The sequence below is a fragment of the Paenibacillus sp. YN15 genome (assembly GCF_003285005.1).
Taxonomy (GTDB): Bacteria; Bacillota; Bacilli; order Paenibacillales; family NBRC-103111; genus Paenibacillus_AR.
Genome location: NZ_QMFA01000036.1, coordinates 20,171 through 41,267, shown reverse-complemented (window position 1 = coordinate 41,267; position 21,097 = coordinate 20,171). Strand labels below are relative to the sequence as shown.

Sequence of the window (21,097 nt, the reverse complement as noted above, 5' to 3'; positions counted from 1 at the left end):
ATGTTTGTTACGCAATGGGTGCTTCAACTGCTGCTCACAGCTGATGCTCATTTCAACCGATGGCAGGTTCGGGCCCGTTTACGCCGTGGATGCGGCCAAAGAGCCGACTACCGCCTCGGCGGAAACCGCCCGGCCCTGGCGCAGGGATTCGGCTGCGTCCAGAAACCGCTGGTTATCCGAGCCGCGGAAGGGTAGATCATAGGTCCGCCGCTCGGCAATAAACCGGCCGTCCATCAGATAATCGCTGGCGGAGAGCAGCTCCCGCCATCCCGGATGACGGTCCGCCTGAGCCAGCAGCACCTCAAAGGTATAGCCGGTGTACGTGATCACCGACCGGCCCAAGGCCTTCACGCCCCGGGCCAGGCGGGCAAACTCCGCCGCCTGCCCGAAGGGCTCGCCGCCGCTTAGGGTCACGCCGGAGAGCAAAGGATTCTCCTTGATCTCCGCTAAGATGGACTCCACCGAGCGGAGCGTGCCGCCCTCAAAGCTGTGGGTATGGGGATTGTGGCAGCCGGGGCAGGCGTGAGGACAGCCCTGGCCGAACACCGTCATCCGGATGCCCGGCCCATCCACGATGGATTCCTGCACAATTCCCGCCAGCCGGAGCATTCCAATTTGCCTTTCCATTGCCGTTCCCTCCCGAGAGCTTTCGTCAGAAAGCTCAACTTCGTAAGCATCTGCCAAGGGCCTTCGTCAGAAAGCCCAACTTCGTAAGCATCCGCTAAGGGCTTTCGCCAGACAACTTCGTAAGCATTGCGCTATTTTACAGATGCTTCACCCGGTCCCGTTCCTCTGCCCGCTTGGCATTGTTGAACCGGTCCAAGGTGCCCACCAGATAGCCCGTAATCCGCCGAATCCGCTCAAACCCTACAGGGCCTTCATGCTCCCGGCGGCCGCAGCGCGGGCAACGGTCGCCGATAACGCCGGTATAGCCGCAGACAGGATCACGGTCAACGGGATGGTTCACCGAGCCGTAGCCGATGCCGGCTTCCTTCATGGCCCGGATGACGGTTTCGAAGGCGGACGGATTATGCACCGGGTCTCCGTCCAGCTCTACATATGTGATATGGCCCGCATTGGTAAACGCGTGGTAAGGAGCTTCCTTGCGGATTTTGGCAAAAGCGGTAATCGGATGATACACCGGCACATGGAAGCTGTTGGTGTAATACTCCCGGTCGGTCACCCCGGGAATGGAGCCGAAGCGCTTCCGGTCCATCTTCACGAACCGGCCTGCCGTTCCTTCCGCCGGTGTCGCCAGCAGGGAGAAGTTCAGCCTTGTGCGCTCCGCGGTTTCGTCCATCCTTTGCCGCATATGCCTGATAATCCGGACGCCCAGCTCCTGAGCCTCCTCGGATTCGCCGTGATGGCTGCCGATGAGCGCCTTCAGACATTCCGCCAGCCCGATGAAGCCTGCGGACAGAGAGCCATGTTTGATCACCTCGCGGATTTCGTCATCCGGGGAGAGTTTGTCGGAATCGATCCAGACCCCCTGCCCCATCAGGAACGGAAAGTTCTTCACCCGCTTGCGGGCCTGAATTTCGTAACGCTCCAGCAGCTGCTCGATAACCAGGCTGATCTTCCGGTCCAGAGCCTCCATAAAGCCTTCCACATCGCCGCGGTGCTCCAGAGCCAGACGGGGCAGGTTAATGGTGGTAAAGCTCAGGTTCCCCCGGCCAAAGGTAATCTGCCGCTCCTTGTCGTGAACATTGCTGATCACCCGGGTCCGGCAGCCCATGTAGGCAATCTCCGTTTCCGGAGAGCCTTCCTTGTAGAATTCCAGGTTAAACGGCGCATCCTGGAAGGAAAAATTAGGAAACAGCCGCTTGGCGCTGACCTGGCAGGCCCGTTGGAACAGATCGTAGTTGGGGTCGCCGGGATTGTAGTTAACCCCTTCCTTCACCCGGAAAATCTGGATCGGGAAGATAGGCGTTTCGCCATTGCCCAAGCCCCGTTCGGTGGCGTGGAGGATGCCCATGACCACCAACCGGCCCTCCGGGCTGGTATCTGTGCCGTAGTTGATGGAGCTGAAGGGGATTTGTGCCCCGGCACGGCTGTGCATGGTATTGAGGTTATGGATCAGCGCCTCCATAGCCTGATAGGTGCCGCGCTCTGTCTCTGCCATGGCTTGGCGGACCGCCATCGCCTGGGCCTCCGCCGCCTTCTCCCGGCTGCCGAGAAGCTCCGCCAGAAGAACAAGCTCCCGCTCCGCTTCAGCCTCATCCCGGTTCATGCGGGGGAAAATCTCTCCGTCCGCGCTCCATGCGCCGAAGGCTTCGGCTAACCGCGCCAGCTTTTGCCCATCCACACTCCAGCGCCATTCCAGGGCCTTCAGCAGATTGCTGCGGTAGAGCCGGGAATAGGTCTTGGCTACACCCCTTGCCAGGCCGTAATCAAAGTTGGGAATGCTTTGGCCCCCATGCTGATCGTTCTGGTTGGATTGGATGGCGATGCAGGCCAAGGCCGCATAGCTCTGGATATCGTTGGGCTCCCGGACCTGGCCGTGCCCTGTGCCAAAGCCGCCCTTGAACAGCTTCTCAATATCGATCTGGCAGCAGGTGGTGGTCAGGGTCAGAAAATCGAGATCGTGAATATGGACATCCCCGTCCTTGTGGGCGGCGGCATGTTCGGGCTTCAGCACGAACAGCTCATTGAACTGCTTGGCGCCCTCCGAGCCGTATTTGAGCATGGTGCCCATGGAGGTGTTGCCGTCGATGTTGGCATTTTCCCGCTTGATCTCGCTGTCGGAGGCGTCCTGGTAGGTAATCTCCTCGAATACCTTCATGAGGCGCGTGTCCATCTCCCGAATCCGCGACCGCTCCGCCCGGTAAAGGATGTAGGCCTTGGCCGTATGGACCAGCCCTTCATTCATCAGCACCTCTTCCACGGTGTCCTGAATCTCCTCCACGTAGGGAACGGCTGTGCCATCCTTTTGCTCCAGGCTCTGCATCACCTTCATAGCCAGCCCCATAGCTTGGGCCGGATCGGCTTCCTTGGTGGCAACAGCGGCCTTCATGATGGCATTGGTGATTTTGTCGATGGCGAACAGCGCCTCACGGCCGTCTCTTTTGCGAATAGTAGTAATCAAGCTCCAACATCTCCTAATGTGATATGTAGTAGGGATAACCAGCCTTATAGGGGGAAATAAAGGCGCCCCCCGACTCCTTTAAGCTAAGGAGACGAAAGACGCGCGAATACGCTGCGGATTATTGCAGAGAATCCCGTTGGAAAAGCCCTCATTGCGGATTCCTGCAGGAAATCCCCTTTCAAAACATGCGCCGGAATACTTCCATGAAAACCCGGCTTCACAACATGCTTTGAAATGTCCTGGGTATTCGAACACCGCCCCATCCTCCGTGGGTAAAAAAAATGCTCATGATCAGGCAGGTCTCCTGGCTCCGGTGCGTGAGAATCGAGGACGCCTTCCCGGCGTTGCGCCAGTGGCAAAAAGTCCATCGGGTTAAGCACCGCTACAGTGGCGGGGACCGCGCCGGCTTGGCACCGGCTTCCCTCTTAGATTCGGAGAGTCCGCTAGATGATACTTACCCTCCAAATACCTGATCAAAACTATATCTTGTGGTTACTTAACAAATTCTAATCAATATATTGGTGTTTTGTCAATGGACAAATGGCACTCTCTTAAAAAGCCTACCTATGGACTATAGCAAATTCCGCCGTGCTTGTCCTCCCTTTTTTTGGTCTAACAGACGGTTTTCCACCTGTGCGGGCCCCCTTTTCCGGCCGTTTTCCAAGCCTTTTTTCCGCCAAAATAAAGGGTTTTTGCAGCTGCAAAATACCTCAAAAAAAGTCCGGATTTTTTCTGCTCCCGGGTAAAACCGACCCTGGATTGAGCAATTCCCCGCCTTAGGTCCAGTACCAATTACCTGCCCGGGACTGTTTTGGGGAAGCCCGTTTTCCGTTACCATAAAGTTAGAAAACATGGCAGCGGAATCTTTTTTGACGAAAGGAAGAATGTGACATGACTGAATCCGGAAAAACGGGCCGGGGCTTGGTCCGGGCGCTGGGCATCCTTGTACTGTTTATCGGGGGAATCGGACTATTGAGCCGTTTCGGCGATATAATTGCCATCGGGGCCGCAGCCGGGGCTATTTTCTACGGCCTGTCCCTTCTGCGGAACAAAAACCCCTTGGAATTGGAGGCTTAGACCATGAGACTGGAACGTTCCCGGACTGACGCAAAGCTGTTCGGCTTATGCGGAGGGATTGCCAGGAGCCTTGAGGTAAACCCCGCATGGGTGCGGGCATGCGTCACTGTTGGCGTGATTTTCACCGGCGGCCTTCTCCTGCTGGTCTATGTTCTGGCGGCCATGCTGCTCCCTGTGGAGAAGCCTGCGCCGGCAGGCGGGTACATGTATGTTCCCTCTTCGCAGGCATATGGTTTTGAAGGCGCGGAGCCTGCGGCAGCCCCGGAGCTGTCCTGGAAGAGAGAGAAGGAGCTTCTGGCCCGGGAGATCCGGGAGCTGCGGAGCCGCCTGGATGCCTATGAAAGCAACACTTAAGCCGCCTGCTGCAGTCTGTGCCCGGCCTCGCCTATATGTCCGATAGAGAAACCCTCCGACTTGCCGGGCAGGCCTGCAGAGGGTTCTTTGGCATCTCTTATTTCAATTGCCTGATGCCTCCGGAGCAAGTAAAATAGAATTAATTACAGCCTGCAACAGGCAAGGAGGCGCCGATAACCCTATGAACCGAAGAAGCTTCGTGAAGTGGCTCCTGGCCGGCATTGCGCTGCTCGCCGCATCGGGGTCGCTGTTTATGCGCAAGCTTATGGGCGAGGCTACTCTGCCGGTAAACGCCGCGGAAGAAGCAACACCCGAAGCTGCGCCCCCCTCCGCTGCCCCCAGCGCCACACCCGCACCCTCCCCTTCCTCTTCGGCGGCGCCTGTGGAGAAAGGAAAGCTTTTGGCCACTGTATTTCTGTTAAGCGACATCCACATGATCGACTCCCAGCCTGTTGTAGACAAGGTTCACACGGCCCTCAAGGATCTTGCCTCCCTGAAGGAAACCTCCGATGCCATCGTTCTGGGCGGGGACCTGACCACCTATGCCCGGGAGCTGGACTACAAACTGCTCAGGACCACCTTTAACCAATATAAGCTACCGCCGATGTATGCCAACATGGGCAATCATGAGTATTACGATATCTGGCTGACCAAGGAAGGGGCCTGGAGCACGGAAACAGTGCCCAATGGCAAAACCGACAAGGACGCCAGGGACCGCTTCCAGAAGTTCATGGATATGGATAAGCCGTATGCCGATGCTTGGGTAAACGGCATCCATCTGATCATGGTCTCCCAGGAGGTTTACGTCCAGGAAAAGCCCGATGTCCAGGAGGGCGCCTGGTACTCCGATGAGCAGCTGGCCTGGCTGGAGGAGACGCTGAAGCCCCATGCGGACGGCAGCCCTGCCCTGGTCTTTATTCATCAGCCTCTGCCCGCCATCGGCGCCGAGGGAGGCAATCACCGGCTGATCCGCGCCAGCGAATTCCGCAAGCTTCTTCTGCCCTATCCCAATCTGTTCGTCTTCTCCGGGCACACCCATCAGGACCTGAACCAGCCCAACCGGTACAGCAAGGAAAGCTTCCACTGGTTTATGAACGCGTCTGTCACCCGCACCCGCGGCGATCTGTCTCAAGGGCTGCTCATTCAAGTGTATGAAGGAGCCGTGGATATCAAAGGCCGGGAGTTTTCCACGGGGTCCTGGATTGCCGCCGCCGACTGGAGCATCCCGCTGGCCTGACCGGAGCGGGCAATTTTGTAACCATTAGGAGGAAACGTCATGTATCCTTTGATTTACGCCCACCGCGGAGCGTCCGGCCATGCGCCGGAAAATACCATGGCCGCTTTTCGGCTGGCCGTCCAAGAAGGCGCCGGGGGCATCGAGCTGGATGTGCAGCTGTCGGCAGATAAGCAGGTGGTGGTGATCCATGATGAAACCCTGGACCGGACCACCGACGGCACTGGAGCGGTTGGCAGCCGGACCTGGGAGGAGCTGTGCAGGCTGGATGCTTCTTTTGGACAGGAGGTGTACCGGGGTGAGGGCATTCCCCTCCTGTCCCAGGTGCTGGAGCTTCTGGCCCCCACCCAACTGGAGCTGAATATTGAGCTGAAAAACGGCATTGTCCCCTATGACGGCATGGAAGAGGCGGTTGTGCGGCTGGTCCGGCAGTACGGCATGGAGAAGCGCATTGTGCTCTCCTCCTTCAACCATTACAGCATCGCCCGGCTGGCGGGAATGGCCCCGGATATGGAGACGGCGGTGCTTTACAGCGAAGGGCTGTACAGACCTTGGGAATATGCCGCCTTTGTGGGGGCGCGCAGCCTTCACCCCCACTACCTGGCCGTCACCCCCGAAATCGTCATGAACGCCCGGATGGCGGGAGTCAAGGTGCGCCCCTGGACGGTCAACAGCGACGACGATTACCGCCGGATGGCGGCAGCCGGCGTGGATGCCGTCATCACCAACTATCCGGGCCGCTTCAAGGCTATGCAGAAGGCCTGACCAGGCGGTGCAGAGAGCACGCAGGAAGAAGCACAAACCACACAACAAAAATGCCCCCGGGGCCTTAACCCGAGGGGCATTTCTTTTGCCGATGCGCGATTGGCGCATTTGCGCTTTGGCGGATGCTTTTAGTTTACCGTCACATAGACATAGGTTTTCTTTTTGGCGAAGGTCACGGTGATGGTTGCCTTGCCCTTGCCGTTGGCCCGGATGACGCCGTTCTTCACGTCCGCCACCTTCATGTTGGAGGTGGTCCACAGCCCGGCTATGGAAACATCCTCCTCCGTCTGGTCCGCATAGGTGGCCGTTGCCGTCACCTTCATGGTGGAGCCTGCGGTCATGTTCACCATAACATGGTCCGTCTGCAAATATTTCAAGGTATCCACATTGACGGTAACGGTGACGCTTTTGCCGCCGAAGGTGGCCGTTACTGTGGTCGTCCCCGGTCCCATTCCGGTAATCAGGCCGTCCATTACATCGGCTACATTGTACGAGTTGGATTTCCATACCGCCGCCGCGGCATCTATCTCCTTCTTGCTGTTGTCGGACAACTGCGAGTTCAGCGTAATCTGAATGCTCTCGCCGGATTTGATGTTGACCACCCGCTTGCTGGCGTTCAGCGCCTGGGCCACACCGATCTCAGCGGAGATGGAGACGGATTGCCCGCCGTACTTGGCGGTGATGGTCACCTTGCCCCGGGCAACGGGGGTAACCACTCCCTTGTCCACGGTGGCAATGGAGGCATTGCTGGTGGTCCAGTCGGCGGTTGCCGTCACATTGGCGGCATTGCCGTCCCGGTCCTTGGCGGTAAGGGTAATGGCCTTGATCTCGCCCAAATCAAACACCAGCAGCGTGGGGCTTGCAGTCAACGTTTGAGCCGTATCCACCTGCACATCGAACTCGCAGGTTTTACCGCCGAAGGAGGCGGTAACGGTGGCCGTTCCCGATGCTGCGGCAACCAGATGGCCGCCTTCATCGACGGTAACCGTTTTGGAGTTACTGCTGGTCCAGACGGCTTCTCCGGTAACATCCTTGCTGGTGCCATCCGTAAAAGCGGCGGACACCTTCAGATCCAGCTTATCGCCCTTTTTCAGGGTCAGCTCCTGATCATTCTGGGTAGTCAGGCTCTTCAGCACACCGACGGATGCGGTCAGGGTTGCTTTTCGGGTGCCGTATTCCACCGTAATTGTCGCTACCCCCGTACCGATGCCCGTTACCATGCCCTTGGTCACATCGGCAATATCCGCATCGCTGGTGCTCCACTTGGCCAAGGAGGTGATATCCGCTTGGGTGCCGTCGCTGAACAGCGCCTCCAGCTTCACCTGCTCGGTGCTGCCGATCTGGAAGTTGATCTTTTTGGTGCTGAGCAAGAGGGTAGTGGGTACATCCACGGACAGGGCCACCTTGACGCTTTTGTCGCCGTAAGTGGCGGTGATTTCCGTTTTGCCTGCTTTGTAGGTGGTAATGGAGCCATCCTGCACATAAGCAATGGAAGAATCGGCGGTGGTCCACTCCGCTTTATCCGTAACATCCTCGGTGGTGCCGTTGGCATACGTGGCGGTCAGCGCCAGCTTGGCTGTTTGTTTGGTTTGCAGGAACAGCTCCTCCTGATCCACGATCAACAGCCGGGGCACATTCACATCCACCAAAATAGACACGGTTTTGTCCACATACGTGGCGGTGATGGTGGCTTCACCTGTGCCGTTGGCAATAATTTTGCCCTTGGTGACGGTAGCCACTGCAGGATCGCTGGTGGTCCAGGTGGCCCGGGCGGCCAATCCGCTGTCTGTGGACCCGTCGGCATATGTGGCAGTAAGCGTTATTTCCTCCGTCGCATCCTTTTTTAGGAAAAGGCTGGTTTTGTTCACATTCAGCTTAACCGCCAAATCCACATCTACGCGGATGGTGGTGGTTTTGGTGCCGTATGTAGCGGTGATATAGGTTTGGCCGGAGCCGTATCCCTTCACTTCACCCTTAATGACATCGGCAATATCCGGGTCGTTGGACTCCCAATCGGCCAGCTCGGTCACATCGGTTACAGAGCCGTCCGGGTAAGTGGCGGTGAGCTTCAGCGTCTCGCTTTCGTCCAGCAGCAGGGACAGCTCCCGTTTGTCGGGGTCAATCCGTTTGACAATCTCCACGTTGACCGGAATGGAAACGGACTGGCCGTTATAGGCCGCCGTAACCACGGCCTGGCCGGAATTTTGCCCCTTAATCAGGCCGTTGACTACTGTGGCTACTGAACTGGAGTCGCTGTTCCACTCCGCTTTTTTGGTTACGTCCTCGGTGGTTCCGTCATCGTAATAGGCGGTGAGAGTAATCTGCTCGGATTCACCCTTGCGCAGGTCCACGGTTTGCTTGTCCTTCACCAGGGTGCGGACCCGCTTCACAACAGTGACATTGACGACCACGGTCTGTCCCAGATACGTGGCGGTAATCACCGCTTTGCCCTCTGACTTGGCCGTCACTGTGCCGGCATAGACGGAGGCTACTTCGGGCGAGCCCGAATTCCATTCGGTCTTAACGGTAACGGTGGCGGTAGAGCCGCTGACATAGACCGCTGTAGCCGTCAGGGCAGCCGTATCGCCCACTTCCATGGTCAATTCATTCTTGTTCAGCACAAGGCTGGAAATTTCCTCCGATGTAGTGGCGGCCAATGCGGCTGTACCGCCGAGGCCGATGGTATTGGTTATAAGGGCAAGTAACAGCATAACCAGCATGACCCGTTTCAATCGCATCAATCCATCTCCCTTTCATCATCATGTTGCTGCAACCGGCATCTGTCCGGGAATAACCTGGGGCTAGCCGCAATTTTCCATATCCTCTTTTATCGGTATTGGGCTGGTTCCGGATTAGGCTTTTCACACATCTTTTACAAAGCTGAACGAAAAAGGAACGGCAGTTCGTCCCGCCGGAACCGGGCTACCGGTACAGCACAAGCTCCTCCAGCGGCTTGCGGACCTTGGCCGCCGGAGCATCGAGGGGATACCCCAGCGGAGTGAAGACAACCGGCTCCAGCGCTTCCTCCAACCCCAGAATCTGCCGGGTTACTCCGGCGTCGAAGGCGCCCACCCAGCAGGTTCCCAAGCCTTGGGCGCTTGCAGCCAGAACCATGTGATCCATCACAATGGATACATCCACATCCGCATAATTTTTGCCGTCCCGTCTGACCCAAGCCTTATCCGGCAAAGCGCATACCCCCAGAATATAGGGGGCCTGGGCGAACCACTCCTTCGGGTAAATCCGCCGCAGCTCCTCCTGCCGGCCCTCCGTCCGCACCACTACCAGCCGGAAGGGTTGACGGTTGGCCGCAGTGGGAGCAAGCCGGGCCGCTTCAAGAATGACGGCCAGCTTCTCCTCCTCTACCGGGTCCGCCTTATAGGCGCGGCAGCTGTAGCGGCTGCGGAACATATCCAATATACTGCTCACAGGAATCCCTCCATTTATATAGAAGCTCCCCCCAATTTCAATACGGGGTATAAAAATTTTCCGTGTAGTACACCCGGTACTTGCCGCCGAATGCCACCCCTGCTCCAAAGTGGGTATTGCTCCCCAACAGGTTCTCCCGGTGCCCGCTGGTGGAATTCAGCCAGCCATAGTGGGCCTCCAGAGCATCGGCCTGGCCTGCGGCAATATTTTCGGCGAACAGCCGGTAGGAGAGTCCTGCGTCCTCCGCCCGGTCCCAAGGCATCCGGCCGCTCCGGTCATCATGGGCAAAATACCCCTGCTCCTGCATATCCGAGCTGTGGGCTCTGGCAATGGCCGCCGCCGTATCGCTCCACTGCATGGCGGCAATTCCGCGTTTGGCCCGTTCCGCATTGGCCAGATCAAGAACCTGCCGCTCGAAGGCCTCCCGGAGCTGATCCCCGGATTGGCCGGAAGCGGAAGTAAGCTGCTGCTCCTCCGCCTTGGCCACCATCTTCACGCCGCTGATTTGTCCCTTATCCTGCAAGTCATAATAGAAAGTGACATAAGCCCCGTCCCGTTCAAATACCTGAGAATGGCCGTCGCTTTTTATGGAAACCCAGGTATTCCCCTTCAGGATGCGGGAAAGGGGACTTCCCCATTTATCCGCGATCCCAGATTTGGTATCGTTGGGGCTTACACCGCCGGAGGTCAACCAGTCGGTTCCCGAGGTATATAAGCCCGCAACCTTGCCGTCACGTATGCCGACCAGGGTATAGCTTTGAGGATGCCGGCTGTAAACCTGCCACTCGAAACCATATACGCTGGCATCCCTGCGGTCCGGTTCACCCAACATGGCCTGGACATAGGCCGCTGTATCCCCCAACGAAACGCTTCCCACCTGCAGACTGCTGCCAAGACCCGCAGGCCCTTCCGGGGCAGGCTTCAGCTCCGTCCCCTGGGCCTTGGCATTGCGCAAAAACTGCACCGCCTCCGCACGGGTCAAGGCTTCACCGGAGGCATACCCCTCCACTGTAGCCGCATATTTGCCTTGGGAGAGGCCCTCATCCAGAAGAAATTGCACCGCCTCCGAGAGCGGCAGCCGGTTTCCTTGGGCGGATGCCATCAGCTGGGCCACATACCCGCGGTTATATAAATTGGCATCAAAGGCATTTGCCAGCATCCAATGGTTATCCTGCGCATACACATAATAGGGCTTGTACCACGGTTCTGCGCTTAAGCTTGACCCAACGTTTTTGCCCGGGGCAAGGGTTCTAATCAGCATGGCAAGGAACTCCGGCTCGGAAACCTTGCGGTCCGGCTGGAATGTCCCGGTCTCGTATCCCTCGGCTATTCCCTGGGAGGCCGCCCACTCGATAGTTTGCCGGGCCCAATGCCGCTCTATATCGGTAAATGAGCTTTTGTTGACTCCTGCAGCGGCTCCGGCAATGCCGGGCAGCAGAAGCGTTGCGGCACATAGGGACAGTGCCGTTTGGGCTGTGAATGCTTTGAAGCGGATGTGCATAAACGGCACTCCTCCCCGGTTAAATGTAACTGTTCCATAATTGAGTATATCGGTTTATTGAGGGAATAGGAACTTTTTATCGGAAAGATTCAACAAACTTTTGCATCTTCGCCGAAAGTTCGATGTTCAGTTTCTGTTCAGAGCCGCATGCTAAAATTAGAGTTATTCTTTATAAAGAACATTAACATCCGCCTGGAATTTAGCTTTTTAACTGGATTATTTTGGTGTAAGATGGCGGCGCGCCTTGTCGTGAAAAGGAGGAATTTTTTTTATGAAAAAGGTGAAAACCGGTCTGCAATTGCTGCTGGCGGGAGTCCTGCTGTTCAGCGCAATCCCTATTGTATGGGCTCAAGGAGAGACATCGTCAAAGCCCTTGGGCATCGCCCAGGATTTCAACATATTCCTGTTGGGGGATATTGAGCAGACCTCGGATACGGAGGGACGGCTTGCCGCAGGGGGAAACGCGATTCTGAATAATTTCGGCGTGGGCGACAAGCTGGACAGCTCGGCTAACGGAACCGATGTGTTCGTTATTGGAGGAGACGTCACTTACGGGAACGGGCAGATTTTTTACGGGAATGCCGTTTACGGCGGCGCCCTGAATGTCAGCAGCCCCTATAATCCCAATGTCCGGTACGGCAGCTGGCGGCAGGATAACCCCATTGATTTTGAGGCTGCCTTCGTTTATCTGAGGGAGCTGTCGGCAGAGCTGTCCAAGCTTACCGCCACCGGCACCACCCAGGAAGCCTACGGCACCATCACATTAAAGGGGAGCAATGCCGGGGATACGGTGTTCTCCGTACCCGGAGCCACGCTGGCCGCCGCCCATACCTTCAATATCGAACAGGTCCCCAACGGAGCCACGGTCATTGTCAATATAAGCGGGGAGAATATTTCCCGGATGCCTTCTCTGGATCAAAACTCCAACCGGGCCCGCTATGTGCTGTACAATTTCTATGAAGCCAAAACTATATCCATGTCCAGCCTGCAAATTAAAGGCTCCGTGCTGGCGCCTTGGGCGGATCTCCTCTTTTCCAACGGACAAATTAACGGAACTGTCATCGCCAAATCCATGAAGGGCACCTCCGGCGAAACCCATCATTACCCATTCACCGGAACCATTCCGGAGGGACCGACACCTACGCCTACAGTTACTCCAACACCGACGCCCACACCTGTGCCTACACCTACATCGACACCTACGCCGACACCGACGGCGACACCCACGCCGACACCGACATCGACACCTACACCGACATCGACACCTACACCGACACCAACACCAACACCTACAGCTACTCCGACTCCGTCGGCTGAACCTTCTCCGACTCCGTCGGCTGAGCCTTCTCCGACTCCGTCGGCTGAACCTTCTCCGACTCCGTCGGCTGAGCCTTCTCCGACCCCGTCGGCTGAACCTTCTCCGACTCCGTCGGCTGAGCCTTCTCCGACCCCGTCTGCTGAGCCTTCTCCGAACCCGTCGGCTGCTCCTTCTCCGAGCCCGTCGGTTGAGCCTTCTCCGGACCCGTCGGTTGAGCCTTCTCCGACTCCGTCGGCTGAACCTTCTCCAGACCCGTCGGTTGAACCTTCTCCGGACCCGTCGGCTGCTCCTTCTCCGAGCCCGTCGGTTGAGCCTTCTCCGGACCCGTCGACTGAGCCGACGCCGGAGCCAACCTCCGAGCCGACGCCGGAGCCTGAATCACCTGTAGAAATCCCGGAGGAAACTACTCCTTTAGGGGGACCCAGCCCATCGCCGTCCGTGACGCCTTCGGCTGCTCCCGTACAGTCGGCTGCACCGCGGTCTTCTGCGGCGCCGACTCCGTCAGCCTCATCCCGGCAACAGGAGGAAATGATAATCACGGATGACCTTGTGGCAAGGGGCGCACCTTCGCCCCAAGCGCCAACCGCTCCCCCTGCAGCTCCCGCACCGGCGCAAGCCGATGTAACCGGTGAAGCGCTGATCCTGGAGAACGCCGTTCCTTTAGGCGCCTTGCCCAAGACGGGAGAAACCAGCCGCGTTCCGTATCTTTTCGGCGGACTTCTGATACTGGCCTCCGGGTTGGCGCTGATCCGGACACGAAAGTCCAAATAACAGGAAGACCGAGGAACAGCTTTTCCCGCTTGGAGCGCTCCGGGCACTGGTCCGCCACGGAGCCTGCTCCCGCCGTCTATCCCAGCGGCAGATCATCCGGACTGACGATCCGCTATTTCACCAAATCCCGCGGTTTTCAGGATTTCGCGGACATACGATCCGTTAAGCACCCCGAAAAGCTGCCTAATAGGCGGTATCCCGGCAAATAACGGATTCTCTGTCCGTTTGCCCGCGAAAAAAACGGTTTTGCGCAAAATAACGGAACCTGAGTCCGTCCCCCACCGTCCGCCGCAGTATTGGGCCGCCGGGCCGGGGCGCCGGATTGCAAACAGGCGGATCATGACCCTGTTGCCGGTCATATCCGCCTGTTCATTAATTCTGCCGTCCCGGTCTTTGCCCGACCGCTCCGCCGCGGCGGCCCCGGACCGGCAAACGCTCCAGCAGCAGCATAACGCCGAACCACAGCATCAGATCGAAGGAGACATTGAAGCCAAACAGATGCTTGGCCAAATCCGCCTCCCCGTCCCCCACCACCGGGGTCACAAACTGGAACAGCGCCACCAGCCCCAGACCCGCCAGCACCTCCAGCCGGATGCGGTCCCGCAAGCGGAAGGCGTCCAGATACCGCCGGATCAGAAGGGCATAATACAGCACAAACACCAGCAGAATGAACCACAGCTTGTTGGGCAGCACCCGGTGCTTGAACTCGCTCCACAGGCTGAAGGCATCGGACAGCTCCCAGGCCTTCAAGCCTTCCGACTGCTCGAAGCTGCCCAGATAATAAGGCCGGATGGTCATCCCATGCTCCCCCGCCACCTCCAGCTTGTCCCAGAACCGCCCGGGATGCTTCAAATAGAACAAACCTACCTTCAAGTGGCTGAAGGCCGGGTAATACTCCCTCTCGAACACCGGATCATGCTGGTCAATGGGCGCCGGCTCAAAATAGTTGGTCCCCGCATTCACCGCCAGCTTCTCCGGCAGACCCAGCTCCCGCAAATCCGCCGCCGGATTCTCCGAACCCTTCAGCACCCCATAGAACACCGTCTGGTACTGGTTAATAATCTTGATCTCCCGGGGCAGCGAAACATAAATGGCCACCGAAGCCGCAACCAGCACCACCGCCAGCCAACCGGCTTTTTTGCGCCAGCCTCCGCCTTTGCGCAGAGCTCCCAGCCTGACACCGAGCAGCGCCAGCAGCAGCCCCACCGGGGCATTCTGCACCTTCGCGCCAATGAGCAGCACCGCGGCAATGGCGAATCCCCACAGGTAGAAGCCCATGGGCTGGGCCCCCCGCAGCAGCGCCAGCACAAACCCCAGGGTGAGCAGCATGGCCACATAGGCCATAGGCTCGCTGAACAGCGAGTTATAATAGGCGGAATAGCCAATATCCGCAAACATGATTACAAACAGAACGCCGAGCAGCGCGTTCCCCCACATATTCCTTCCCTTGCCGAAACGAAGCAGCAGCCAAGCCCCAGCCACAAAAAGCGCCCCGTACACAACCGCCACCGCCCGCATATCGAACAGCTCCCGGCCCGTCGCCAAACAGAGCAGCTTCCCGATCATCACCGGCAAAAGCGAGGTGCTGGCATAGCCCCCCAGCCCCAGCCCCTTCATGGCAAATTCACGGATAAACCAGCCGAAATATTTTTGCTCATAGGTCAAGGAAGGATCAGTGTAATCCAGCCCAACGGTTCCCATAATCCGCAGGAAGTCCCCATTGTCCGCCATGCCGATCACCGGCTTCCACAAGAGCAGCCAGGCCAGAATAATCACTGCGGCAACCCCTGCCAGAACCTCCACTTTCATCAAACGGCGCATCCTCCGTCAATTCCTCCCTTCTCCGGCTGCAGGATGCATCCGGCGCTCCAGCCGCTGCCCCAGCCCTTCGAATTTCACCGCAAACCCCTGGAACGCCCGGGAGCCGACCAGCCTGTCCGCCAGCCAGACGCAGCCTGCGGCAAACAGCATCCCGCCCACTACATCCAGCACCCAGTGGATTTTGAGATACATGGTGGAGATGATGATAGAAATACAGTACACGCTCAGCATCGCCTTGTACCAGCGGCTTTTTTCCCGGAGCGACAGCAGAAGACCGGCAAAGGCAATGGAGGTATGCATGCTGGGAAAACAGTTCAGCACCGTCTGGTAAGCGGCCTCCGGGCTCATCATCCGCTCCAGCAGATCGGGCGTCCCCTGCACATACCACACCTCCTGAAGCAGAATGGTGTTGTAGAAGGGCAGAATCAGCGGCACCTGCAGGAGATAGCCGGCCAGCGCGTAACGGCCCAGCTTGGTCACATCCCGGGTAAAAAAAGCGCGGATAATGCAAATCCAGTAGGACAGCGTAAAGCCGTAGGCATACACCCACTGCATGTAGCGGGTCAGCCACCGGGGCTGCCACAGCCGCATAAAGGCGGCGTCATTGCCGGGAATCCGGCTAAACCAATCGTTCCAGTTGAAGATATGGCGCAGAGATTCCGTCTGCCAGCCCACCACCCTGTGCCAGAAGGGATTGGCATATTGGTAGATCAAATAGAAAGCAGTCAGAGTCAGAAGCCCCGCCGGCAAAAAATGAATCCAGCTGATGGCCCGGGCATCCCTGCCCACGCCGACCAGAGCGGCGGCCAACAGCAGCACACACAGCCAGCTCCAGCTTTGCACCCGGGTAATGCCGTAGATCAGCCCGGCTGCGCCAACAAACATCAATGGCAAATATATGCGGGAAAAGTAACGGTTCATGATGCCGCGGGCCTCCGCTTCCGGTCAAGCCTTCCGGTGATATAAGCGGCCGCAAACATGGCCACCAGCGGCATAAGCGGCGCCGAATAGCGGGAATGGGCCAGATAGATCATATGCAGCAAGGACAGGTAGCCGAACAGCAGCAGGATGAGCTGCGCCCCGGGAAGCCGCCAGCAGCGGCGCAAGCCCGCAACTCCCGCAGCCAGCAGCAGATAGTGGTACAGTACCGCCGCAACCAAAGGAATTCCCGGCAGCGCCATCCAGTAGAACACATCTCCCCAGAACAGGGCGAACTTGCCCACCGTATACCAGGCGGTATACAGCAGCGGCTTTGTGGCGAAGCCTTCCTTAATCCGCTCCTTGGCCCGGGCGGTATCCTGCTCATCGTTGATCCACTGGTCATTGGTGGTATGCCAGGTCTTTTGCTCCTCCATAAACAGGGCCGGCACCGTAAAGGGATAGGTCCCCAACAACAGAGGATTGCCCCCCGCTTTTGTCAAAGGAATAAAATGTCCCCCCGACGCCTCATAGTTGCGCACCCACCAGGGAGTCAGGCACAGGACAAACACCGCCGACGCAATGAGCCCGCAGCGGACCAGCCTCCTCCAGGGCAGCTTGGCCCCGTAGAGATAATATAGGAAGATCAGTCCCGGCCACAGGGCAATAGTAGGACGCACATACACCGCAGCCGCCCATATGAGGCCAAAAGCCGCTGCCCAGCGGCCTGTGGGATGCTCCATGGCCCGCAGCGCTGTATAAAGCAGCAGGATTAACGCCAGCAGGAACATGGATTCCGTAAAAATAAACAGGGACATAAGCCATAAGGGCGGATAAAACGAGCTGATGGCCACCGTCCATAAGGCCGTCCGTTCATTAAAGATACGCCGCGCCGCCAAAAACAGCAGCCCCAGGGCAACCGCCACCATGGCCGCCTGGAGAATGCGGAAAATCTGCGCCGTTGCCGTCAGGCTCCCGGTAGCCTTATATACCAGCGCCAATACCCCCGGCAAAGCCGGTGTGATGAAGAAGGTGGGCCGGTCCGGGTCATTATAGGTAAACTTCCCTTCCTCCGCCAGAATGCGGGCGGACTCCAAATAACCCCGGTCATCGGAGCCGTAGTCGTAATCGCCGCCATGGAGCAAAACCAGCAGGCATTTCAGCAGGAACGCCCCCAGCAGCAGCACGGCCAGCCATTTTTTGTTGTTCAATTCCTTTACCCCTTCCAGCCGATCAAGGCCACGCCGGCCAGAATCAGCATACAGCCGCCGATTTTGGCTGCCGACAACGGCTCATGGAAAATAAAATAAGCGCCGAACACGGCGAGAATATAAGCAACGCTCTGCAGCGGGTAAGCCAGGCTCAGGGGCACCCGGGACAGAATAAAAAACCACAGCAGGGTAGCCGCCCCGTACATAAACAGCCCCGTCAGCACATAAGGGGAGAGAAACAGCCGGAGAATCCCGGCCAGGGACCCGAAGCTTCCGGGATTCTGCTGCATTCCCATTTTCCACAAAAACTGCCCGCTGACCATAATCACCGTATTCAGCAGAATCAGCGCCACATTGACAAGAGCCATTATGATTTTCCTCCGCTTCTTATGCCGGTTGTGCCTGGCGCCCGTTCCCAAGGGCTCCGTTCCGCCCTCCCGGATTATCCCCGCCCGGCGCCTGGAGCCTCAGAACCCGATGCCGCTTCAGCCGCCGCCAGCTGGCCCTTCACATCCTCCAGCTCCTTGCGGAGCAGCCCCAGCTCCTGGGTGAGAATCTTCAGCCGCTCCTCCTCCCGGGAGGATTGGGCGGCATGGAGCATCAGCAGGCTCATGACCACATAAAACGCCAGCATGAAGATCAGCGCCGGCATATAAGCGATGCCCAGCCTGGCCGCCGCCCGATTGAGCAGCGGAATTACCGCCGCCGTTACCACCGCTGCCGCCGCCAGCATCAGCCAAACAAAGGCCTGCCGCTCCCGGAAGCGCTGGCGGCGCACCACCCAGAGCACCTGGACAAAGAACAGCAGGGCCACACCGATGGAAATAGCCTGAATCCGGTCCATTCTCCGCTCAGCCCCTTCACCTTGGAATCGATTATGCCACCCGCCGCAGCAGGGAAAAAACCGTCACCTTCATCATGTAATACACCGACCTGACGGGGGTAATGGAGGAAACGCCGCCCTGGCGGGGATTCATCCGCACGCTGAGCTCCTTCACCCGGCAGCCCAGCCGGGCCATGTCCACCAGCACCTCCACCTCGGGATAGTCCCCGGGGTAGCGGACAGCGAAGCGCTCCATCAGCCGCCTGCCCACAATCCGGTACCCGGAGGTGGGGTCCGTTACGGACAGCCCCGTCAGCAGCCGGATCAGCAGGGAGAAGTAGCGGATGCCCAGCCGCCGCGCCCGGCTTCCCCGGTAGCCGCTGTCCTCTACAAAGCGGGAGCCGATGACCATATCCGCCCCGCTCTCTTCTATAGCGGCAATCAGCCTGTCCAAATCCTCCGGGTTATGCTGCCCGTCTCCGTCCAATTGGACGGCATAATCATATCCGTTCGCCGCCGCATACCGATACCCGGTCTGAACAGCGCCGCCGATGCCCAGATTAACCGGCAGCCGCACATGGGGAATGCCGCAGGAGGCCAGCAGCTCCTCCGTCCGGTCTGTGGAGCCGTCGTTGACCACCAGGCAATCCGCCCGCCCTGTGGCCCGGACCCGGGCCACTGTATCGAGAATCGCCGCCTCTTCATTGAAGGCCGGAACAATTACCAGCACCCTCTTCATGTTGTACGGCTCCCTTTTTGCCTCATATGGGTTCCAGCCCTTTCCTTTTTTCCTTCTCCTATCTTAACGAATTTCAACAGGGATTTCCATCTGCATGCCAAAGAGCCTCTGCTCCCGTAGGGGAGCAGAGGCTTGGGCAGGGGGTTTAACCGCCGGCTATTGCAATACCGATCATTAATACCACTCGGATGTGGTACTGCCGATTAACCGCCGGAAGCCCGGCAGAAATTCCTCATAAAGAGCTACGGTAAAGCTGGACAGATCAAGGGAGAGGTCCTTCATCTCCACAATCCATTCCTTCTTATCGGAGTCCAGCAGCAAACCATCCGCGGCCGCATCCTGCGGGTCCAGCTCATACGATTTCTCCTGGATCAGATGATTTTGCCCGTCCAGCAATTGCAGGACGATTCTTCGGCTCTTCATTTCCGAAACAACATTCCACTGCTTTGCCAGCATGTATTCAAAGGAAAAATTCAACTGGAACAATGCCTTCTTGTCATTGTAAAACCAAGCCGGCCGGACCATATCGGTGATCTCGAATGTGTAAGGATACAGATTCACAGGCTTTGTCAGGTCTCCGGGCTTCTCTCCGCTTCCCTGCCGCCCCGGCAGTTGGAAGACTGCGGCCTGCAGGAACGCATCCGGCTTTTCCCCCGGCTGGGACAGGCTTGTTCCGGTTACCGCCTGGCCAAGCATGAGCCCAAGCCCGTCCAGGGCAACTCCCTTGGGCAATCTGGTCCAGGCCACAAGGGATGCGGTGCCGGAGGGAATGACCCGCTTGGAGGTGGATTCCATCTCCGCCGGATACATCGTTCCATCCGCCGTCCGGAATTGAGCCACCCATTGGCCCGGCGGCGCGTAACGCTTCTCCCCGTTGACGGCATCCATACGCACGGCCACCAGTTGCTCCGAAGCGCTCTCGTAGATGATGGGCGCCGAAGCCGTCCACGCCCACCCGGCGGCCGTGTTCGGCAGCTTGGCGGGTGATCCGGCAGGAAGCTTCTTGGCCGACGCTGCCGCAACCCCGCTCCATTCCACCCGGCAAAGCGGTTTTGCCGCCGCTCCTCCCTCCGCTTCCGCCATGGCCTGAAGCCGAACGTCCCAGAGACCAACCGCCTCCTCGGGATCGACCTTGGCCTGGACGAACAGCAGGGAGGATTGCCCCGGCTGGAGCAGCCGGACCGAATCGCCCCGCACCGTCTTGGCAGCCCATTCAACGGTCCCGTCCGCCACCAGAACCCCCTCCAGCTGCGGCACCGCAACCGCTTTGGAGGAGGTGTTGGTCAGTGTCACTGCGGCGGTAATCAAATCCTGATCCGTCCACGGCCAACGCTCCAGGGCAGTCAGCTCGGCGGTGAAGGTTCCCGACTCTGTTTCAATGCTCCGGCTGCTGCCGTCCGGCTCATGGCCGAGGATGCCGGGGATGGGGAAGGCCGCTACAGGCACCTCCGCTCCGGTTCCGGTCTCCTGAATGGTTCGCGCCAGGATAAGCGTGGGGTTGTGTAAAGCGGAGTCCAGCGGCAAAACCGCAGTCAGCGCAATATCCAGCTCTCCCCCGGGCTCAATGGCCGTCCCCGCCGGCTTCCGGTCCGGCGTCAGGGAATATATCCGTCCCCCCTCGCCGTCCTCCAGCCAGAAGCTCCACTCCGGCAGCGTTGCAGGCGTGCCGGAGGGATTCTTCAGGGTGAACGTCCAGACGGCCTCCAGCTGCCCGTCTTCCCGCCACCACACAGGAGCGGAGCTGCTGCCGGGCAGCAGCACGCCGCCTGCGGGAGCTGCGGCTTGCTCCAGCCCGTTGCCGCCTGCAAACAGGGGAGCCTCGCCCAGCTTGGCATAAAGGCCGGCCAATGAAAAATCCCAACGGTTGGCTTCCAGCCNGCCTCGCCCAGCTTGGCATAAAGGCCGGCCAATGAAAAATCCCAACGGTTGGCTTCCAGCCGCAGCCCCCGGGCTTCGGCCTCGCTGCCAACTGCCCCGTAGAAGCGGTAGGCCGCAGTCGTTCCGGCGGGAACCGTCAGCCGGTTCCTGTCCTCCGGCAGCAATTTGAAATC

17 protein-coding genes and 1 riboswitch are annotated in these 21,097 nt (G+C 58.5%); of the genes, 5 read left to right on the top strand and 12 right to left on the bottom strand.

Annotated features, from left to right (window positions below; translation table 11 throughout):
* Nucleotides 1–78 precede the first annotated feature (78 nt).
* Entirely contained in the window at nt 79–627 is a 549-nt protein-coding gene (nrdG, locus tag DQG13_RS23105; protein WP_113022538.1) for an anaerobic ribonucleoside-triphosphate reductase activating protein, read from the bottom strand.
* A 136-nt stretch (nt 628–763) separates the two neighbouring features.
* Nucleotides 764–3,085 (bottom strand): anaerobic ribonucleoside triphosphate reductase, encoded by a 2,322-nt coding sequence (locus DQG13_RS23100; protein ID WP_113022537.1) that lies wholly within the window; start codon nt 3,083–3,085, stop codon nt 764–766.
* Between the two features lie 277 nt (nt 3,086–3,362).
* A riboswitch (cobalamin riboswitch) is annotated at nt 3,363–3,573 on the bottom strand.
* A 403-nt stretch (nt 3,574–3,976) separates the two neighbouring features.
* Between DQG13_RS23100 and DQG13_RS23095 the strand changes: the two genes are divergently transcribed.
* The 4 genes from DQG13_RS23095 to DQG13_RS23080 all read left to right on the top strand — a co-directional run bounded on the left by DQG13_RS23095 (nt 3,977) and on the right by DQG13_RS23080 (nt 6,515).
* Nucleotides 3,977–4,162, top strand: coding sequence for a hypothetical protein (locus DQG13_RS23095; protein ID WP_113022536.1), 186 nt, complete (start codon nt 3,977–3,979; stop codon nt 4,160–4,162).
* 3 nt (nt 4,163–4,165) lie between these two features.
* The gene (locus DQG13_RS23090; RefSeq protein WP_113022535.1) at nt 4,166–4,516 is read left to right on the top strand and encodes a PspC domain-containing protein; all 351 of its coding nucleotides are present in this window, start codon (nt 4,166–4,168) and stop codon (nt 4,514–4,516) included.
* Between the two features lie 181 nt (nt 4,517–4,697).
* The gene (locus DQG13_RS23085; protein ID WP_113022534.1) at nt 4,698–5,753 is read left to right on the top strand and encodes a metallophosphoesterase family protein; all 1,056 of its coding nucleotides are present in this window, start codon (nt 4,698–4,700) and stop codon (nt 5,751–5,753) included.
* 39 nt (nt 5,754–5,792) lie between these two features.
* A complete protein-coding gene (locus DQG13_RS23080; RefSeq protein ID WP_113022533.1) occupies nt 5,793–6,515 on the top strand; it encodes a glycerophosphodiester phosphodiesterase in 723 nt (240 codons plus the stop codon).
* Between the two features lie 128 nt (nt 6,516–6,643).
* Here DQG13_RS23080 and DQG13_RS23075 read toward each other — a convergent pair whose 3' ends face one another.
* The 3 genes from DQG13_RS23075 to DQG13_RS23065 all read right to left on the bottom strand — a co-directional run bounded on the left by DQG13_RS23075 (nt 6,644) and on the right by DQG13_RS23065 (nt 11,445).
* On the bottom strand, nt 6,644–9,253 hold the full coding sequence (locus tag DQG13_RS23075) for an Ig-like domain-containing protein (protein ID WP_181592939.1): 2,610 nt from the start codon (nt 9,251–9,253) through the stop codon (nt 6,644–6,646).
* Nucleotides 9,254–9,437: 184 nt separating this feature from the next.
* Nucleotides 9,438–9,944: a nitroreductase family protein gene (locus DQG13_RS23070; RefSeq protein ID WP_220094438.1), complete on the bottom strand. Its 507-nt coding sequence runs from the start codon at nt 9,942–9,944 to the stop codon at nt 9,438–9,440.
* Between the two features lie 37 nt (nt 9,945–9,981).
* Entirely contained in the window at nt 9,982–11,445 is a 1,464-nt protein-coding gene (locus DQG13_RS23065) for a CAP-associated domain-containing protein (protein ID WP_113022531.1), read from the bottom strand.
* 271 nt (nt 11,446–11,716) lie between these two features.
* On the opposite strand from DQG13_RS23065, the gene DQG13_RS23060 reads away from it, so the two are divergent.
* On the top strand, nt 11,717–13,534 hold the full coding sequence (locus DQG13_RS23060) for a choice-of-anchor A family protein (protein WP_113022562.1): 1,818 nt from the start codon (nt 11,717–11,719) through the stop codon (nt 13,532–13,534).
* Between the two features lie 372 nt (nt 13,535–13,906).
* On the opposite strand, the gene wsfD is transcribed toward DQG13_RS23060, so the two are convergent.
* The 7 genes from wsfD to DQG13_RS23020 form a co-directional block, all read right to left on the bottom strand.
* A complete protein-coding gene (gene wsfD / locus DQG13_RS23050; protein ID WP_483874474.1) occupies nt 13,907–15,343 on the bottom strand; it encodes a glycan biosynthesis hexose transferase WsfD in 1,437 nt (478 codons plus the stop codon).
* 18 nt (nt 15,344–15,361) lie between these two features.
* Nucleotides 15,362–16,276 (bottom strand): phosphatase PAP2 family protein, encoded by a 915-nt coding sequence (locus DQG13_RS23045; RefSeq protein WP_113022528.1) that lies wholly within the window; start codon nt 16,274–16,276, stop codon nt 15,362–15,364.
* On the bottom strand, nt 16,273–17,484 hold the full coding sequence (locus tag DQG13_RS23040; RefSeq protein ID WP_181592938.1) for an ArnT family glycosyltransferase: 1,212 nt from the start codon (nt 17,482–17,484) through the stop codon (nt 16,273–16,275). Before DQG13_RS23040 ends, DQG13_RS23045 begins: the two co-directional genes overlap by 4 nt.
* Before the next feature lie 5 nt (nt 17,485–17,489).
* Nucleotides 17,490–17,852 (bottom strand): EamA family transporter, encoded by a 363-nt coding sequence (locus DQG13_RS23035; protein ID WP_113022526.1) that lies wholly within the window; start codon nt 17,850–17,852, stop codon nt 17,490–17,492.
* A gap of 74 nt (nt 17,853–17,926) precedes the next feature.
* Nucleotides 17,927–18,328 carry a DUF2304 domain-containing protein gene (locus DQG13_RS23030; protein WP_113022525.1) on the bottom strand — a complete coding sequence of 134 codons (402 nt, stop codon included), beginning with the start codon at nt 18,326–18,328 and terminating at the stop codon, nt 17,927–17,929.
* Nucleotides 18,329–18,359: 31 nt separating this feature from the next.
* Entirely contained in the window at nt 18,360–19,046 is a 687-nt protein-coding gene (locus DQG13_RS23025; protein ID WP_113022524.1) for a glycosyltransferase family 2 protein, read from the bottom strand.
* Nucleotides 19,047–19,220: 174 nt separating this feature from the next.
* On the bottom strand, nt 19,221–20,894 hold the full coding sequence (locus DQG13_RS23020; protein WP_146767188.1) for a hypothetical protein: 1,674 nt from the start codon (nt 20,892–20,894) through the stop codon (nt 19,221–19,223).
* Nucleotides 20,895–21,097: the final 203 nt, after the last annotated feature.